Genomic DNA, 16,782 nt, shown 5'->3' with positions numbered 1-16,782 from the left:
GCGTCGGTTGCGTCCCACTACCCTGTGCTCAGTCAGCATTCTGAGCTGATCGTCGCAGCGCCGAGGACCGAGGACGACGTGCAGATCACCCCTCTCAGCCCCGAGGACCCCGTCCGGCTGGGCGACTTCGAGATTCAGCGGCGCATCGGCCAGGGCGGGATGGGGCAGGTGTTCCTCGGGGAGTCGCCGGGCGGCGAGCCGGCTGCTGTGAAGGTGATCCGACCTTCCGTGGTGGACAGCGTCTCCCGGCAGCGGTTCGCGCAGGAGGTCGAGGTACTCAAGACGGTCTGGGGGCCGCGGATCGCCGCCTTCCTCGGCGCGGACGCCGAAGCCGAACAGCCGTGGCTGGCGACGGAGTATGTCGAAGGCCCCGATCTCGGCAGCCACGTGAAGCGGCACGGCCCCCTGCCGACGCTCCTCACGGCCGCGCTGGGTGCGGTGATCGCCGAAGGGCTGGTCCCGGTGCATCAGCAGGGGCTGCTGCACCGGGACTTGAAGCCGACCAATATTCTGCTCGGTCCCAACGGACCGAAGATCATCGATTTCGGACTCGCGGTCTTCTCCGAGTCGAACCTCTCCCTCACCGCGTCGAACCAGGTGGTGGGTACGCCGGTCTGCATGGCCCCGGAGCAGGCCGCGGGCGAGAAGCCGCTGAGTGAGGCAGTCGATGTGTACGCGCTCGGCACCCTGCTGCTTTTCGCCGCCACCGGTCGCTACCCCTACCAGGCGGCGAACGCCTACATGGTGTTCAGGCTCGTCACCGACCCGAAGGTGGCGCCCGACCTGTCGGGAGCACCGGAGGAGCTGGTGCCGCTGGTGTCCGCCATGCTGGCCCGGACGGCGGCCGACCGGCCGTCGCTCGCCGAGGTGGTGCGGGGCTGCCGCGAGGTGGTCGAAGGCCAGGGCATGAAGATCGCGCAGGCACGTCGCCGCCTCACCTCGCACACGATGTCCCTTGCCTGGCAGGACCTGTCGCCCGTGCCGGAGCCGCTGACGCCGACCGTGCCCTGTACGAATCCGCCGGAGGCGACCGCCGTCACCGTGCCGCAGCAGCCCTCACCGACGGAGCCCGAGCCACGGCAGGCGGCGCATGCCGAAGTCCCCGGCACAGGCAGGACTCAGCCGCCCGCCACCCGGGGGGCCGTTCCGGAGCCCGCCCCGGAGCAGCCCCGGGAGCCGTCGTCGTCCGGGACGGTGCTGCACTCCGCGCAGGCCCGCAGGACCGCTGAGCAGCTCCGCCGCGCCTACGCCGCGAGCGCTTCTTTGTGAGGGGGCACTGCCCCGCGCCTCCTGCTCGACCGTCACACTTTCTTCAACTCGCTTGCCCTGTAAGGCCACACGGGCGAGAGTGACTGATCGACGACGGGGAGCCACCGCCCCCGCCCCCGCATGACGAACCGCAGGAGACCCCCGGGTGACCGCCGAACAGTCCCTCGCCGAAGCACCCAGCGGGAAGGACGCACAGTACCCGCCGGGTGCCCAGGTACTCGTGCGCGACGAGGTGTGGCTGGTGCGCAATTCGAGCCGGACGGAGCACGACGGTGCCCGGATCGAGGTCGTCGGCGTCTCGGACTTCGTGCGCGACCAGGAGGCGATATTCCTCACGGAGTTGGATGAGGTGGAGCTGCTCGATCCACGCAAGACCCGCCTGGTACGCGACGATTCGCCCCACTTCCGCCGCTCCCGGCTCTTCCTGGAGGCGGTGCTGCGCAAGACGGCGCTACCGCAGGGCGAACGCGGCCTCGCGCTCGCCGACTCCTTCCTCCTCGACCCGCTCCCCTACCAGCAGCGCCCGGCTCAACTCGCCTTATCTGGACGCAACTTGCGCCCCCGCATGCTGATAGCGGACGTCGTCGGCCTCGGTAAGACCCTCGAAATCGGCCTCACCCTCGCGGAGTTGATCCGCCGCGGCCGGGGCGAGCGCATCCTCATCGTCACGCCACAGCACGTCCTGGAGCAGTTCCAGCACGAGCTGTGGACGCGTTTCGCGATCCCGCTGGTACGGCTGGACTCCGTCGGCATCGAGCGCATCCAGCGTGAAATACCCGCCGGCCGCAACCCGTTCACGTACTTCAAGCGCGTCATCATCTCCATCGACACGCTGAAGAACCCGGATCAGTACAAGCACCACCTGGAGCGCATCCGCTGGGACGCGGTCGTCATCGACGAGTCCCACAACCTCATCAACGCCGGCTCCCTGCGCAACCAGCTCGCCCACACCCTGGCCCCGCAGACGGACGCCCTGATCCTGGCGTCCGCGACCCCGCACAACGGTGACGCCCGCTCCTTCGCCGAGCTGATATCCCTGCTCGACCCGGCCGCCATCCGCGACCCCGCCCACTACCGGGCGGAGGACATCGAGCACCTCTTCATCCGCCGCACCAAGATCAGCCCCGAGGTGCGGGAGCAGATGAAGGGACAGTGGGCCGACCGTGGCCCGTCCCGCTCCGTGCGCGTCGCCGCCACCCCGGCCGAGGAGAGAATCTTCGACGAGCTGGCGTCGGTGTGGCTGCCCGCCGACGGCAGCCCGTCGGTCAGCGACAGCTCCCTCTTCCCCTACACGCTGCTCAAGTCCTTCCTCTCTTCCCACCGTGCGCTGCAGACCACGGCCACCACCCGCATCAAGACGCTGAAGCGGAAGGCCAGGGAGGCGGACGACGACCAGGCGGTCGCCGCCGAGCTCACCGCCCTGCACCGGCTGCGTGTCCTGGCGGACGCCATGACGGACGACGACTCCGGCAAGCTGGGCGCCCTGCTCGAACAGCTCCGCGAGATCGGAGTCGGCCCCGGCTCCGACACCCGCGTCGTCGTCTTCTCCGAGCGTGTGCAGACGCTGGAATGGCTGGCCGACGTCGTCCCCGCGGCGCTCGGCTTCCAGGGCAAGGCCGCGAAGGAGGCCGCACGCGTCATGCACGGCGGCCTCTCCGACGAGCAGCAGATGCAGTGCGTGGAGGACTTCGGCCTCGCCGACACCCCGGTGCGCATCCTGGTCACCGGTGACGTGGCCTCCGAGGGTGTCAACCTGCACCGGCAGTGCCACCAGCTGATCCACTTCGATATGCCCTGGTCCCTGATCCGGATCGAGCAGCGCAACGGCCGTATCGACCGCTACGGGCAGGCCCGCGCCCCCGAGTTCCGCGCCCTGATCCTCACCAGCGAGGTGGACGGCGCCAAGGACGACACGCTCGTCGCCGAGCGCCTGCTGCTGCGGGAGGACGAGGCCCACCGCACGATGGGCACGGCCGAGGCCGTCACGGGCCTGTACCGGGCGGAGGCCGAGGAACGGTCGCTCGTCAAGGACCTGCTGCGCGGCCGCACGGTCGAGGAGTCGCTCGCCGACCCGTACGAGCGGCCCGCCGCCGACGACGGCATGGACGACTTCCTCGCCGACTTCCTCGGCTCCGTGGGCGACGAGCCCGCCGGGGACGGCGAGTCGGCCGAAGGCGAAGCCGGCGGCGGGAGCGGGGGCGGCTCCGTGCCCCGGGCGCAGGTGCCGCGCCTCTTCACCTCGACCCGCGAGTTCCTGGACGAGGCCCTGCGCGAAGTCTTCCCCGACGCCCGCGACAGCCTGGATCTGTCCACGGACGACGAGTCGGGCCTGCTGTCCTTCGTCCCACCACCGGACCTGGTACACCGCCTCAAGGCGCTGCCGCCGGACTACGTGCGCGAACAGCGCTTGCGCGAACGGCTGCTGGTGACCCTCAACCGGCGGCTCGCCGAGCACAGCCTCCAGCGGGCCCGCTCCTCGGGGACGTCCAGCTGGCCTGAGATCTCGCTGCTGACCGACCTGCACCCGGTGGTGGAGTGGCTGACCGACAAGGTGCTGGTGCGCCTGGACCGCCAGGAGGCGCCGGTCGTCGCCGCCGACGTCGACCGCACCACGTTCCTGGTCCAGGGCGTCTACTCCAACGCCCAGGGCCGCCCCACGGTGGTGAAGTGGATGGCCCTCACCCCGCAGGAGGACGGCGAGGTGTCCGTCGACGACGACATGGTCGCCGTCCTGCAACGGGCCGGAGTCGGCCCGTCCATGGCCAACCCGAGCAAGCCGTACGACACCGCGCGTCTCGCCGAGCCGCTGCCGCGCGTGCTGGACGCAGCCGAGGAGTTCCTGGAACAGCACCGCGAGGCATGGGACGCGCCGCTGCGCGGACCCATCGAGGAGTACAAGCAGCGCCTGGGCGACTGGCAGCAGCCGACGCTGACGGCCGCCTCCGCGACGCCCGGTGCGGAGGCCGGTGCCGACGCGGGTGCCGGTGCCCCGGCTGCCGGTGCGGGCGGCTCAGGTGGCACCCGGGCCGCGCACACCAGGGACAGCCTGGTCTCCCTCGCCGACTCCCTGCTCACCACCGGACGCCCGATGCTCCGCGTCCTGGCCGTCCTCGCCCCCGCCGGCTGACCGACTTCCGCAGAGGCTTCACACGATGACGTACGACTCCCTGGTCAACCGCGGCGACTACTTCTCCGCCCATTACCTCGCCGAGGTCCTCCCCAAGGACCTCAAGTCCGGCCTGCTGGCCCAGTGGAAGCAGCGCGAGGCGGACGCCGCCGAGCGCGCCGCCGAGAGCCGTTCCGAGAGCACCGCCGACGCGGAGCGGCCCGACGACGCCCTGCCCGTCACCCCGAGGGCCGGGTTGCGTGCGCTGCGCCGCCCCTACTTCCGGGCCCGCTCGTACTTCGCCCTGGGCGAGGAGCGGGAGCTCGCGGACGACGACACGGCGGGCGTCCACGACGACAGCGTCACCTACGACTCGCCGCCGTGGCGGGAGGCGGTACGCGCGCTGAACGCGAACGTGCTGCGGGCGCTGGGCTTCGACGCCAAGCCGGGCACGCTCACCGTCGAACGGGCCGACCAGGCCCACGAAGTGCGGGTCGCGCACCGCGAGAAGGGCCTGATCGCCCTGGACTGCGGCTGGTCCCCGGAGCCGGACGACGCACTCGACCCGGCCGGCGCGGGCCGCCTGCTGGAGCCCCTGCGGCTGGACGGGCAGCACACCGTCGCCACCGGCGCCAAACTGGCGTCCTTCCTCTTCGCCTGCGAGGACGCACCGCGCTATGTGCTGCTGCTCGTCGGCGGCGTGGTGGTGCTGGCCGACCGCGCGACCTGGGGCGAGGGCCGCTACCTCGCCGTCTCCCTCGACACCGCCCTGGAGCGCCACGACACCAAGGCGGGCGGCGAACTCGACACCGTGGCGGCGCTGTTCGGCGCGGACTCGCTGCGCACCCCGGAGGAGGGCGGCGAGAACCCGCTCGCCGAGCTGGTCGACAAGTCGTCCAAGCACGCGGTGGGCGTCTCCGGCGAGCTGCGCGACGGCCTCAAGGAGAGCGTCGAGCTGATCGCCAACGAGGTGCTCCAACGCATGCGGGACGCGGGGGTACGCCCAGGCGACGTACGGGAGCTGCCCGAGCTGGGCCGGGAGCTGACCCGGGAGGCGCTGCGGTACCTGTACCGCATCCTGTTCCTGCTGTATGCGGAGACCCGCCCGGAGCTGGGCATCCTGCCGTCCGACTACCCCGAGTACCAGCAGGGTTACGGCCTGGGACGGCTCGGCGAACTGGTCGCCGAACGCGACCTGGTGGACGAGAAGTCCCGCAACGGCTACTACCTCTACGAATCCCTGGACCTCCTCTTCCGCAAGGTCCAGGTCGGCTACCGCTCCCGCCGCACGCACGGCGCCGAGGCGCAGACCGGCCTTGACGGGAGGCTCTCGGAGGGCGAGGGGCTGCGGTTCGAGCCGCTGCACTCCAAGCTGTTCGAGCCCGAGTCGATCCGCCTCATCGGCAAGCGCACGGTCCGCGACCCGCGCGTGGACGCCGACGACGACAACGAGACCGTGGACGGCGGCGAGGAGCGTTTCGTCGACACCCGCCTGCGCAACGCCACCCTGTACCGGGTACTGCGCAAGCTGATGCTCACGAAGGGCAAGAAGCGCGAACGCGGCGGCTTCATCTCGTACGCGCAGCTGGGCATCAACCAGCTCGGGGCGGTGTACGAGGGGCTGATGTCGTACACGGGCTTCGTCGCGGGTGAGGAGCTGTACGAGGTCGCCAAGAACGGCGACGCGAAGGACGGCTCCTGGCTGGTCCCGGCGACCAAGGCGGGCGAGTACCCGGACGAGGTGTTCGTGCGGGAGCGGGACGAGGACACGGGCGAGGAGCGGCGGGTGCGCTACGCGCCCGGCGCGTTCGTCTACCGCCTCTCCGGCCGCGACCGCCAGACCTCGGCGTCGTACTACACGCCCGAGTCCCTGACCCGCGTGACCGTCCAGCTGGCGCTTCAGCACCGCCTCGACCAGGACGACACGGTAACGCCCGCGCGGGAGCTGCTGGACTGGAAGATCTGCGAACCGGCCCTCGGCTCGGGTGCGTTCCTCAACGAGGCCATCAACCAGGTAGCGGCCGAGTACCTGCGCCGCCGCCAGGACGAGTTGGGCCTCGCGGTCGACACCGAGAAGTACGCCATCGAGTACCAGAAGGCGAAGGCGTATATCGCGCTGCACAACTCCTACGGCGTGGACCTCAACTCCACGGCCGTGGAGTTGGCGGAGGTCTCGCTGTGGCTGAACACGATGCATCCGGGCATGGAGGCGCCGTGGTTCGGCCTCCACCTGCGTCGCGGCAACTCGCTCATCGGTGGACGACGGGAGATCTACCCGGCGGAGAAGCTGAAGAAGAAGGCGTGGCTGGGCACGACACCGGAACGCTTCACGCTGGCGGACGCGGTCGGTGGCGCGACGCTGCCGGAGGGGGCTGTGCACCACTTCCTGTTGCCAGCAAAGGAGTGGGGCGCGGTCGCCGGGGAGAAGGAGGCGAAGGCGCTTGCCCCGGAGGCGGCGAAGGCGCTGGGCGCCTGGCGCCGAGCCCTCACCAAGTCGCCGACCACGACGCAGACCAAGCGCCTCCAGGGGCTGGCCCGTCGGGCGGAGTACCTGTGGGGGTTGGTCGTCCAGCGTCTGGAGATCTCCGAGCGCGACATCTCGCGTCGCATAGACGTGTGGGGCGCGGAGGACGGCTGGCTGCGGTCGCCCGAGGTAGCTGTTCAGCGGGACGACGTTTTAGCGGATCTGGAGGGGGCGGACAGTCCGTACTGGCGGCTGAAGAAGCTGATGGACGCCTGGTGCGCGCTGTGGTTCTGGCCGGTGCAGGACGCGGGCCTGCTGGACGGCACGGACGAGCGCTACGCGCGCGAGGCGCAGGTTGCGAGCGTGGCGCAGGAGTTCGACGCGTCGGATGTGGTGCGTTCCTACGAGAAGCAGGACCTCTTCGGCGGAGTCGAGACGGTCGAGGTCACCCAGGCCGACATCGCCAAGCGCCGCGCCCGTGCTGGCAAGGACCGCACCCGCAAAGAACGCCGCCCGGTCATCCCCCTCGCCGATCTCGACGACTGGCTCGACTTCGCCGAGTCCCTCCTCGGCACGCACGACGTCCCCGCAGATTCACTGATTACCCAGTTCGCCACACTGGCAGAGTTGACCCCGTACGAGGATGCTCTCCCCGACCTGATGGGCATGGACAGCGCTCATAGGTTGGAGTCCCGCTACCCGTGGTCGGGCGTGGTGAACGACATCGCGGAACGGCAGGGATTCTTCCACTGGGAGCTGGAGTTCGCCCAGATCTTCGCCAGCGGTGGCTACGACCTCCAGGTGGGCAACCCGCCTTGGGTCCGGCCACGGTGGCTTGAGAACGAGATTTTTGCTGAGCTCGATCCCTGGTTCATGCTCGCTGACAAACCGAACGTGGCAGAGTGGCGACTGCGGAAACAAGAGTCCCTGTCGGAATGGCACGCGCACAACTACTTCCTCAACGAGCTCGCAACGAACGTCGGCATTGGGGCCGTGCTAAGCGACGCAGTGACGTATCCGCTACTCGTGGGCACGCAACCCGACCTGTACCGGGCCTTCATGTGTCGAGTGTGGAAGCACTCAAAGGCAACCGGCATGACGGGGCTAATCCACCCAGACAGCCACTTCAATGGCGCGCTTGAGGGAAGCCTACGAGGGGACGCCTATCGGCATTTGCGCTTCCACGCCCACTTCATTAACAAGCGGGACATTTTTCCTGATATCGACCGGAACGCTCAATTTGGCGTACACATCTACGGACGAGCAGTCAGCATCTCATTCACTCACATGAGCTGGCTATATGACCCAGCTACAATTGTGGGGTCGCTCAACCATGACGGCGGTGGGGCACCGCCGGGAGTGAAGCACGAGGGCGCATGGGATATGCGACCACATGCTGGTCGACTCATCCAAGTAAACGCAGAACGTTTGAAGGAGTGGAACCGACTCGCTGGTGAATCACAAACCAGCGACCGAGAGGCGCCACTGCTGTACCCCATTACGGATAACGAGCAGGCCGCAATCTCCACGCTATCACTAGTAAGCAATCGACTAGGTAGTTACGGACCTCAAATCAGCGCCGGATACCACGAAAAGACAGGCAAGGAGGAGGGTCTCATCACTTGGAACACGACGGATACCCTTGCCCTCACCGACCTGATCCTACAGGGACCGCATTTTATCGGCGCAACCCCCTTCAACAAGCAGCCAAATAATCCTTGCAAGACGAATCGCGACTGGGCACCCTTCGACCTGACGACACTCCCGGCCGACGCCGCACCGAGGACAAATTATGTCCGCGCCTGCACCGAGGCCCGCTACCAATCAGCCCAAGACCTGTGGGACGGGCACCCGTATACAAGCTACTACCGGCTTGCCTGGCGAGAGATGGTACCGCCAGCCAACGAACGCAGTCTATTCGCTACACTCATCCCACCCGGGCCAGCGCATATTCACGCCGTGCGGAGCATGACGGTCCGTGATAACCAGACCACGGTTTTGAATGGAGGGTTCTGGGCCGCGCTGCCGCTTGACTATCTACTGCGCATTACCGGTCGAGGGCACCTGGACGTATCCGAGGCTCGCAAAATGCCAACTGCACGCGCGGGCCATCCCCTCACTCACGCTCTCCTTCTCCGCACGCTCCGCCTCAACACTCTCACCGACGCCTATGCGCCGCTCTGGGAGGAGCTGTATAACCCGACTTGGCCCGCATACGAGGACTGGGCCAATCGCGAGTGGCCGAACCTCAGACCGCTTGCTAGTCATCTCACTCCCAACTGGGAGTACGAAACACCGCTGCGCACTGAGCATGAGCGCCGCGCGGCCCTTGTCGAGCTGGACTCGCTGGTTTCCGTCTGGCTCGGCATCACCGCCGATCAACTCGTCGCAATTTACAGGTCCCGGTATCCGGTCCTCTCGGACTACGAATCCGTGACTTACTTCGACGCCAACGGCCGCAAAATCGCCGGAAACCACAACACGTACGGCTACGGTCAGACCAAGCAGGACTATGTCGATCTACTCGTCCACCTGGAGAATCCCGACACCGCTCAGCCTCCCGAGGGCTACACCGCGCCCTTCTACAAAGCTGACCGCGAGGCCGAGATGCGCGCGGCGCACGCGCACTTCAAGGCACGCCTGGACAAGGAGATCGCCGCCGGTCGCTGGGTACCACCGGAGCGGCAGATGGTCTGACGGGTTCCATGCGAAGGCCCCGGCTGCCGCTCGGCAGGCGGCCAACCGAGGCTTAGGCTCGCGGCGTCAGAGGTCCTTCAGGAACGCGTCCCACGCTTCCGCAGTGACGCGGAGTCGCGGACTCTCCACGCCAGACTTGGAGTCACGCACAAGCACGAAGGCGGGCGTGAGCGCGACCTCAACGCACTCGCCACCCTCCTCACTGCTGTAGCTGCTCGTGTACCACCGCAGCTCGGCGCATTGTGACTTGCATTTCTCGGCGTTCACAGCTCCCCCAACACCTTCTCCACATAGTCCAACGAGGCGCGCGGTGACAGCGCCTGGGCTCGCAGTGTGCCGTACTTGGCCTCCAAGGCCCGGACCGGGGCCCGGTCGGTGAGCACGCGGCTGACGTTCTGCACCTCCACATAAGCGATCCTGCGCGCCTTCTCCGTTTCGAGCAAGGTGAAGGGGCCAGCCATACCGGCGTTTTCGTCTCGCTCCAGCGGCATAACCTGGATCTCAACCGTCGGGTGCTCCCCGATCAGCCGAACATGCTCCAGCTGGCCGCGCAGGACTCCCTTGCCGCCAACAGGTCGACGCAACACGGACTCGTCGATGACGAAGCTCATCAACGGGCTGGGCTTGCACTGGAAGATCTCCTGCCGCGCGAGCCGTGCTGCCACACGCTGCTCGGCGACCTCTTCGCCAAGGGGTGGCCGCATCATCCCGAACACTGCTCGGGCGTACTCCTCCGTCTGCAACAACCCCGGCACGGCCTGGTTCGCGTACACGTGCAGCTCGACTGCCTCCCGCTCCAGGCGGGCCGCGTCGCGGAAGAAGGCCGGATACCGGGCCCGCGCGACCTCCTCCTTCATCGCGGTCAGGATGCCGCCGCCCTCCAACACCGCGTCCGCCGCGTCGATCAGCTCCGGCTTCGGGATGCGTCGGCCCAGCTCCACCGACGTGATCTGGTCCTCGCTGTATCCCAGCCGCGCGCCCAACTCCGCCCGCGTCAGACCCGCCCGCTCCCGCAACACCCGCAACTGCTGCCCGAAGCACCGCAGGAACCCCGCCGTCCCCTCGTCCCGCTCCGCCACGCGCCCACCTCCCGGTCCACTCCGAGCGTGCACCCGCCACCACCGCGCGCAGGCCACCCTCCGTCGCTTTCCGGCCACGCTAAGCACAAATCCGCCCCCCTGTCCCACCGTCAGCCGAAGTGCCTCCCCACGAGCGACCAGCAGACGCCATCAGCGCGCACGGCCTCACCTCTGCGCCAGGGAAACGGCCGTCGACCTCTCGGGCATACGGTCACCGGGTCGATCATCACACTGCGCGACAGGCAATCGCCGCATCGTCACGTGCGGGGTACGCTGCCGTCTGAACGGGTTGCCTCATACGGAACATGAGGCGGCCCCCGGAGGTGCTACCAACACCCACCCGAGGGCCTACACCCCGAGGACTTAAGCAGGAGTCCCCACGATGCTTCGGCATGTTATCGCCCCTGCGCATGCGTTCGCGCAGATCCCGAACGCCATCCTGCGCCATCCGCGCCTGTCACCGGATGCGAAGACGCTCCTCAACTGGCAGCTCTCCCTGCCCTCCGAGGAGAAGCAGTGCCTCAGCGGCACCGCGCACAAGGCGGGAATCAAGAAGGTCGCCTTCCAGAAGGCCAAGCGCCAGCTCCGCGAAGAGGGCTATCTCCACGAGTGGACGACGCGAGGCGCCCGTGGGCATTTCCTCACCGTCCAACTGGTCTCCAACACCCCTCTGAGCGCGAACGAAGCGCTCGCCGTACGCGACGGCCTGCTGCCCGCGCCGGGCGGAGCACGGCTCACCACGGCGGCCGACGCGCAACCGAGTGCCGTTCGACGGGCCGCCCGTCAGCGGACCGATCGGCCCGTCGGCCGTCTACCAGAGAAGAACATCTGGGAAAACACCACCCAACCAACCGCCCCGGCAGCCGAAGAGGCGGACGAGCCAGGCACCCTCGCCGCCGCAGAGACGCTGCTGTTCTCCCTCGCCAAGGTCGACCCGGATCTCGCACTGCCCCTCCGCACGGCCCGCAACTGGGCGCCATTGGCCGCGAAGTGGCTGGAGAGCGGCCTCTCCCGCCCACAGGTGCGCCATGCCCTCACCGAGGGTCTGACCAGCGCCCGCAAACCGCTCGGCGCCCTGCGCTGGCGCCTCGAACACGCACTGCCCGAGCCGCCGCCGCCCCTGCAACTGTCACCAGCGATGCCGAAGCCCCAACCCCGCATCACCGGCATGCGCGAGTGCCGCACCCGCCACACCCAGCCCCGCCTGTTCCGGCCGGAACAGGGCGGCGACCAGGACCTGTGCCCCGACTGCCGCACCGCGCAGGACCGCACCACCGCCCACGCTCCACAGCCCCGGGAGCACACCGGCCTCGCCGCGTTCCGCGACGCCCGCGAACGCAAGCGCAAGCGCCTCCGCCCGGCCACGTAACCAGCGGTGACCATGGCGGCCCGGTAGGTTGGGATCATGCCTGGCCGTCTCCTCGAACTCCACGTCGAGAACTTCCGAAGCCTGCGCGACGTCACCATTCCGCTCGGCCCGCTCACCGTTCTCGTCGGGCCGAACGGCGTCGGCAAGTCGAATGTGCTCAAGGTCTTCGACCTGCTCGCCGACATCATCCGCACGGACCTTGAACCGGCGCTGGATGCGCGCGGTGGATTCGACGAGGTGTCGTTCTGGGGCGGCTCCCGTCCGCCGACGTCCATGACCATCCGGGTCAAGGCGGCCTGGACGACGCATGCGAGTCCCAGTGCCCCGGACGAATACGGCCTGACGATCCGGCGGCGCTCGCTTCCGCACAACCCGGGCTCGTACACGCTCTCGCGCGAGGAGACGTTCGCCTTCAAACGCACCCGAGGCCGTGGCCGCCGCATCACCATCGCGGGTGAAGAGGCCAGGGTGCGGGACAAGCAGGCGGCCGGCACAGAGGAGGACAGCGGAAGCTTCGGCATCCAGAAGCTGAGCAGTGGGCTGTCGACCCTGCCGCGCCTCACCAGCTCCGACGGCGGCGAGGAGGTGGCAAGGGTTGCCCAGGAACTGTCCGCCTTCCGGGTCTTCGACGTCGACGTGGAGGCTGCGCGCGCGCCGTCGCGCGTACTTCGCAGGCGGTACCACGAACTGTCGCCGCAGGCCGACAACCTGGCGGAATTCCTGCTGCACCTCAGCTCCGAGGACGAGAGCTGGGAAGATCTCGTTGCCGACGCCCGAGCCATCCTTCCCCAGCTGGAGGACATCGAGTTCGCTGCGGTGGGCGGCTCCTCGCAGCAGGTGCACGTGATGCTCCGTGAGCGAGGTCTGCGCCACTCCACACCGCTCAAGGACGCTTCCTACGGCACCGTCCGTCTGCTGGGCCTTCTCGCCCTGCTCTACGACCCCGATCCACCGGCCTTCACCTGCATCGAAGAGATCGACCACGGACTCCACCCGCAGGCCCTCACGCTCATCGTCGAACGACTCAGGGAGGCCGCCGAGCGCACACAGTTCATTGTCGCCACCCACTCCCCCGCGCTGGTCGACCGACTCCGCCCGGACGAGTTCATCGTCTGCGACCGGGACGAGAACGGCGCGTCGATCATCCCGGCGCTCACTGAGCAAGAGGTCGAAGCGATCGTCGAGGAATCCGGGGACCAGCCCCTCGGTGAGCTGTGGTTCTCCGGGGTGCTCGGCGGCGACCTGACCGGAGACGAGCTGTGACACGGAAGGGCAAGGGCCGGAACACACCGTCGTCGCCGAAGCACCGTGGCGTCGTCGTGCTCGCCGGGGAGGACCGACACGACTGCGAGATCCTTGCGGCCCTCATACGTGCCCATCGCCCCGACCTCACCGATACCGCAAAGCTGGTCCGGGTCAACGATCCCGTCCGCCTCCGCAAGAAGACCGGCGCGAAACTGACGGCCGCAGTGGAGACCCTTGTCGGCAAGGCACGGGCCAAGGCCCTCCAGCAGCGCGCACAGCTGTACGGCATCGTCGTCCATGAGGATCTCGACCAGGTGACCGACTCCGACTACCGCGCCGTACGGCGGCGGGTGGCGGACGCCCTGGACCGCCAGCGCGGCTCATCCCACGCGGTCTTCGCGCTCGCCGCGTGGGAATCGGAAGCGTGGCTGCTTCTCTTTCCGGACGCCTTCCCGAAGGTGAGGCTGCACTGGAAGGTCCCGGCGAGGCTGCGGGGCAAGGACTCCGGCAGGATCAGGGATCCGAAAGAGGAGCTCAAGCGCACTCTCGGAAACCCGCGGTTCCGTGAGAGCGACGGCCCGCTCGTTGCTCAGGCGGCCCTGGACAACGGCTTACTCGCCTCGCCGGTCGGCACCAACCGTTCCTACGGCGACTTCCTGGCCGACCTGGACGCCTGGGCCTGATCGTCGAGCGACGGTGCTGTCGCTGTCAGTGCCGGGTGACAGCATCAGGCGTATGACAGACACCACGGCGACGGACACCACGGCATTCGACTGGCGGCCATTCCTGCTCGGGTGGAGCGGGGAGTGGGCGGATTCCCTCCCGGAGGACGAGGCGCGGGGCGCGGACGAGGAGGCCGCGCGACGGGCGCGGTGGCTGGGGTTTCCGCCCGCGTCCGAGGAGCGGATCGCAGCCATGGAGGCGCGCCTCGGCCAGCGGATGCCCCCGTCGTACCGGGAGTTCCTCAAGGTCAGCGATGGTTGGCGGCACGCGGGCGGGTTCGTGTCGCTGCTGGCGGGGGCCAAGGACGCGTGCTGGCACGACAACAACACGTCAGGGCTCGCGGACATGTTCGAGGAGTTCCTGGACGAGGATGCCGGTCCCGAGGAGTGGCGGGAGGCGGACATCTGGCGGCGCGGGCTCCAGCTCGACGTCGAGTCCGACGCGACCCATGTCCTCATGGACCCCGAGGATGTGGATGAGGACGGCGAGTGGGCCGTGTACACGTGGGCGGGCTGGCGGGCCGCGCCACCCGAACGGCACGCGAACTTCCACGAGTTCATGCGGGACATGCACCGGGAGTTCCACAGTCTGCGGGCGGTGCCCGGCGACGGGGAGCCGGTGTTCGACAACGACACGACGCGAAAGCTGGACGGCCTGGTGGAAGAAGCCCGGCTGGACGCGCTGCGCGGCGACTGGGAACAGGCCCTGAAGGCGCTGGACGAGGCCAAGGAGTACGGCAGACCGCGAGCAGCCGGGCTGGGCGACCAGATACGCCGCCTGCTCGGGCAGACCTACATGGTGTACTTCGAGCACTTGGTGACGGATCCGCGGTACGCGCCCGAGGTGCTGCCGGCTCTGGTCGCCGAGCACGCGGCGCACTCGCACCGGGACGACTCCACGCTGACGTTCCCTTTGCGGGGAGCCGACGACGACCTGGTGTCCCTGGCTTACGCGACGCTGGATCAGGTGCGGGACGGCACCTACCGGTACACGACGGCCGGACCGTTCGGGGAGGCGGTCGAGCGGGCGCGGGAGCTGGCGCGCTGGGGAGAGACCGACGGTGCGTGGCGGACGCTGATGGACGCACTCCCCTTGTGGGAGCCGCTGGGACCAGACCATCTGGCGCCGCTGGGGTGGGTGGCCGACCCGGTGCTCGGGCCGCTGCTGACCAAGGAGCGGGGCCGCGAACTGCTGGCCACCCCGAGAGGCGGGCAGCCGGGCGCGGCTCCGAGGCGCACGGCTGGGCTCGATCCGAGCGGCCTGGCGTGGCTCGCGGAGTCGGACCCGGGCAACAACCGCACTTTCTACCGGTTCGTACTGGTAGAGGGTGTGGAGCCGGGGGATTTGCTCGGGCGTCTAGCGGAGGCGGACGGCACCGTGCTGAACGAGCCCATGAACTTCTGGGAAGCGAGCAGGAAGCTGTCGGACGGCCAAGGGAAGTTCTCGTCCTACGACGACAGGGCTCTCATGGCGGTCGGCCGGGCCGGCGCCGGCTGGAGCTTCGCCTTCGACGGTGCCCCCGCCCGGTTCGACCGGCGGCGGCTCGTCTCCCCGGCTGCGGCCGCCGGTGCGGGCACTCGCGCGGTGGTGGTGTGGAGCGGTCTGAGGGCCCGGCATGGGGAGCCGTTCTTCCACCTCTCCGTGGCCCGGGGCGGCGTCGAGCAGTACGCGTTCACGTACGCCGATGCAGAGGTCCGGTCAAGCGGTGAGATACCCCGAGCGCTGGACCCGCGCCGGTTCTTCAGCGACCTCGAGGACGACGCCGAGGTGGAACGGTCGCTGCTGGAAGCGGTGGCCGGGGAGTTCGGTGTCCATCTGCCGCGTCACGCAATCGTGAGCGGTCGGCTGCACACGTTCACCAGCCGCTCCTGGACACGGCCGCCCGGGGAAGGAGAGGCGTACGTGGTGATCGGCATGCACCAAGAATCCGCGCGCCCGACGGACGGCGAGCGGAGGGGCCAACGGCCGCGGCCGTGACGCCGCCGCGTCCCCAGGGCGAGGAGGATCACAAAGTGCTCTGCGGTGGCCCCGGCAACGACGACATCGATGCCGTGCTGGGTGACGGGCGTGCACGCGCGGTCGTCACCCATGCCCTCCGTGTTCGTGTCCCCGCTCGTTCCCCGACCGAGCAGTTTCGGTCGTGTGGCCTTCGCGCTCGCCGCGTGGGAATCGGAAGCGTGGCTGCTTCTCTTCCCGGACGCCTTCCCCAGGAGGCTCGCCTCGCCGGTCGGCACCAACCGTTCCTACGGCGACTTCCTGGCTGACCTGGACGCCTGAACCTGAGAAAATGTACAGAGAGTCGCCGTACAACCGCGTCGGGTAGTTATCAGGGTGTGCGCGGCACCAGGCTTTCCGCCGTGGACACCGACCAGATCACCTCGCCCGTGTGCGAGTTCGCCATGGCCTTCACCTCGACGCGGCGCGGCGCCCGCCTCGCACGGCGGCTCGTCTCCAACCGGCTCGACGCGTGGGGGCACCCGTACGACAGCCCGGTCAACGAGACCGTCACCCTTCTCGCAGCCGAGCTCTCCGCCAACGCCGTCAGCCACGGTCACGTACCGGGCCGCGACTTCCATCTCCGCCTCACCCGCGCGGCCGACCGCGTCCGCGTCGAGGTGAGCGACACCCGCACCGAACGCCGCCCCGACCCGCGCCTCCTCGACCTGCCGGACGACGAATCCGAATCCGGCCGTGGCCTGCTGCTCGTCGCCGCACTGAGCGACGCGTGGGGCGTGCACGATCGCCTGTCGGGGCCGGGCAAGACCGTCTGGGCAGAAGTCTCGGCGGCTGCGCAGGGCGGCGGATGGCCGGGCCCGTGGTGACGTCGCCC

11 protein-coding genes are annotated in these 16,782 nt (G+C 68.8%); 9 read left to right on the top strand and 2 right to left on the bottom strand.

Annotated elements, in window-relative coordinates; all coding sequences use genetic code 11:
- Nucleotides 1–78: 78 nt before the first annotated feature.
- From LHJ74_RS12650 to LHJ74_RS12640, 3 genes are all read left to right on the top strand, one after another.
- Nucleotides 79–1,269 carry a serine/threonine-protein kinase gene (locus LHJ74_RS12650; RefSeq protein ID WP_260218061.1) on the top strand — a complete coding sequence of 397 codons (1,191 nt, stop codon included), beginning with the start codon at nt 79–81 and terminating at the stop codon, nt 1,267–1,269.
- 145 nt (nt 1,270–1,414) lie between these two features.
- Nucleotides 1,415–4,396, top strand: coding sequence for a DEAD/DEAH box helicase (locus LHJ74_RS12645; protein WP_260218060.1), 2,982 nt, complete (start codon nt 1,415–1,417; stop codon nt 4,394–4,396).
- Between the two features lie 25 nt (nt 4,397–4,421).
- Complete coding sequence (locus LHJ74_RS12640) at nt 4,422–9,536, top strand: class I SAM-dependent DNA methyltransferase (RefSeq protein ID WP_260218059.1); 5,115 nt, start codon at nt 4,422–4,424, stop codon at nt 9,534–9,536.
- A 66-nt stretch (nt 9,537–9,602) separates the two neighbouring features.
- Here the strand turns inward: LHJ74_RS12640 and LHJ74_RS12635 are convergent, their stop codons facing one another.
- Nucleotides 9,603–9,803 (bottom strand): DUF397 domain-containing protein, encoded by a 201-nt coding sequence (locus tag LHJ74_RS12635; protein WP_260218058.1) that lies wholly within the window; start codon nt 9,801–9,803, stop codon nt 9,603–9,605.
- A complete protein-coding gene (locus LHJ74_RS12630; protein WP_260218057.1) occupies nt 9,800–10,615 on the bottom strand; it encodes a helix-turn-helix domain-containing protein in 816 nt (271 codons plus the stop codon). The genes LHJ74_RS12635 and LHJ74_RS12630 overlap by 4 nt, the downstream gene beginning before the upstream one ends.
- A 382-nt stretch (nt 10,616–10,997) precedes the next feature.
- Between LHJ74_RS12630 and LHJ74_RS12625 the strand changes: the two genes are divergently transcribed.
- The 6 genes from LHJ74_RS12625 (at nt 10,998) to LHJ74_RS12600 (ending at nt 16,774) form a co-directional block, all read left to right on the top strand.
- Nucleotides 10,998–11,984 carry a hypothetical protein gene (locus tag LHJ74_RS12625; RefSeq protein WP_260218056.1) on the top strand — a complete coding sequence of 329 codons (987 nt, stop codon included), beginning with the start codon at nt 10,998–11,000 and terminating at the stop codon, nt 11,982–11,984.
- 36 nt (nt 11,985–12,020) lie between these two features.
- Nucleotides 12,021–13,247: an AAA family ATPase gene (locus LHJ74_RS12620; protein WP_260218055.1), complete on the top strand. Its 1,227-nt coding sequence runs from the start codon at nt 12,021–12,023 to the stop codon at nt 13,245–13,247.
- Nucleotides 13,244–13,912 (top strand): hypothetical protein, encoded by a 669-nt coding sequence (locus LHJ74_RS12615; RefSeq protein WP_260218054.1) that lies wholly within the window; start codon nt 13,244–13,246, stop codon nt 13,910–13,912. The genes LHJ74_RS12620 and LHJ74_RS12615 overlap by 4 nt, the downstream gene beginning before the upstream one ends.
- 52 nt (nt 13,913–13,964) lie before the next feature.
- On the top strand, nt 13,965–15,929 hold the full coding sequence (locus LHJ74_RS12610; protein WP_260218053.1) for an SMI1/KNR4 family protein: 1,965 nt from the start codon (nt 13,965–13,967) through the stop codon (nt 15,927–15,929).
- Nucleotides 15,930–16,094: 165 nt separating this feature from the next.
- A complete protein-coding gene (locus tag LHJ74_RS12605; protein ID WP_260218052.1) occupies nt 16,095–16,229 on the top strand; it encodes a hypothetical protein in 135 nt (44 codons plus the stop codon).
- 80 nt (nt 16,230–16,309) lie between these two features.
- Nucleotides 16,310–16,774 carry an ATP-binding protein gene (locus tag LHJ74_RS12600; RefSeq protein WP_260218051.1) on the top strand — a complete coding sequence of 155 codons (465 nt, stop codon included), beginning with the start codon at nt 16,310–16,312 and terminating at the stop codon, nt 16,772–16,774.
- Nucleotides 16,775–16,782: the final 8 nt, after the last annotated feature.

Origin of the sequence: Streptomyces gossypii (assembly GCF_025165795.1) — a bacterium.
In the GTDB taxonomy this organism is placed as follows: Bacteria; Actinomycetota; Actinomycetes; order Streptomycetales; family Streptomycetaceae; genus Streptomyces; species Streptomyces gossypii.
The sequence above is the reverse complement of the archived record's forward strand: the minus strand, read 5'-3'. Positions and strand labels throughout refer to the sequence as shown.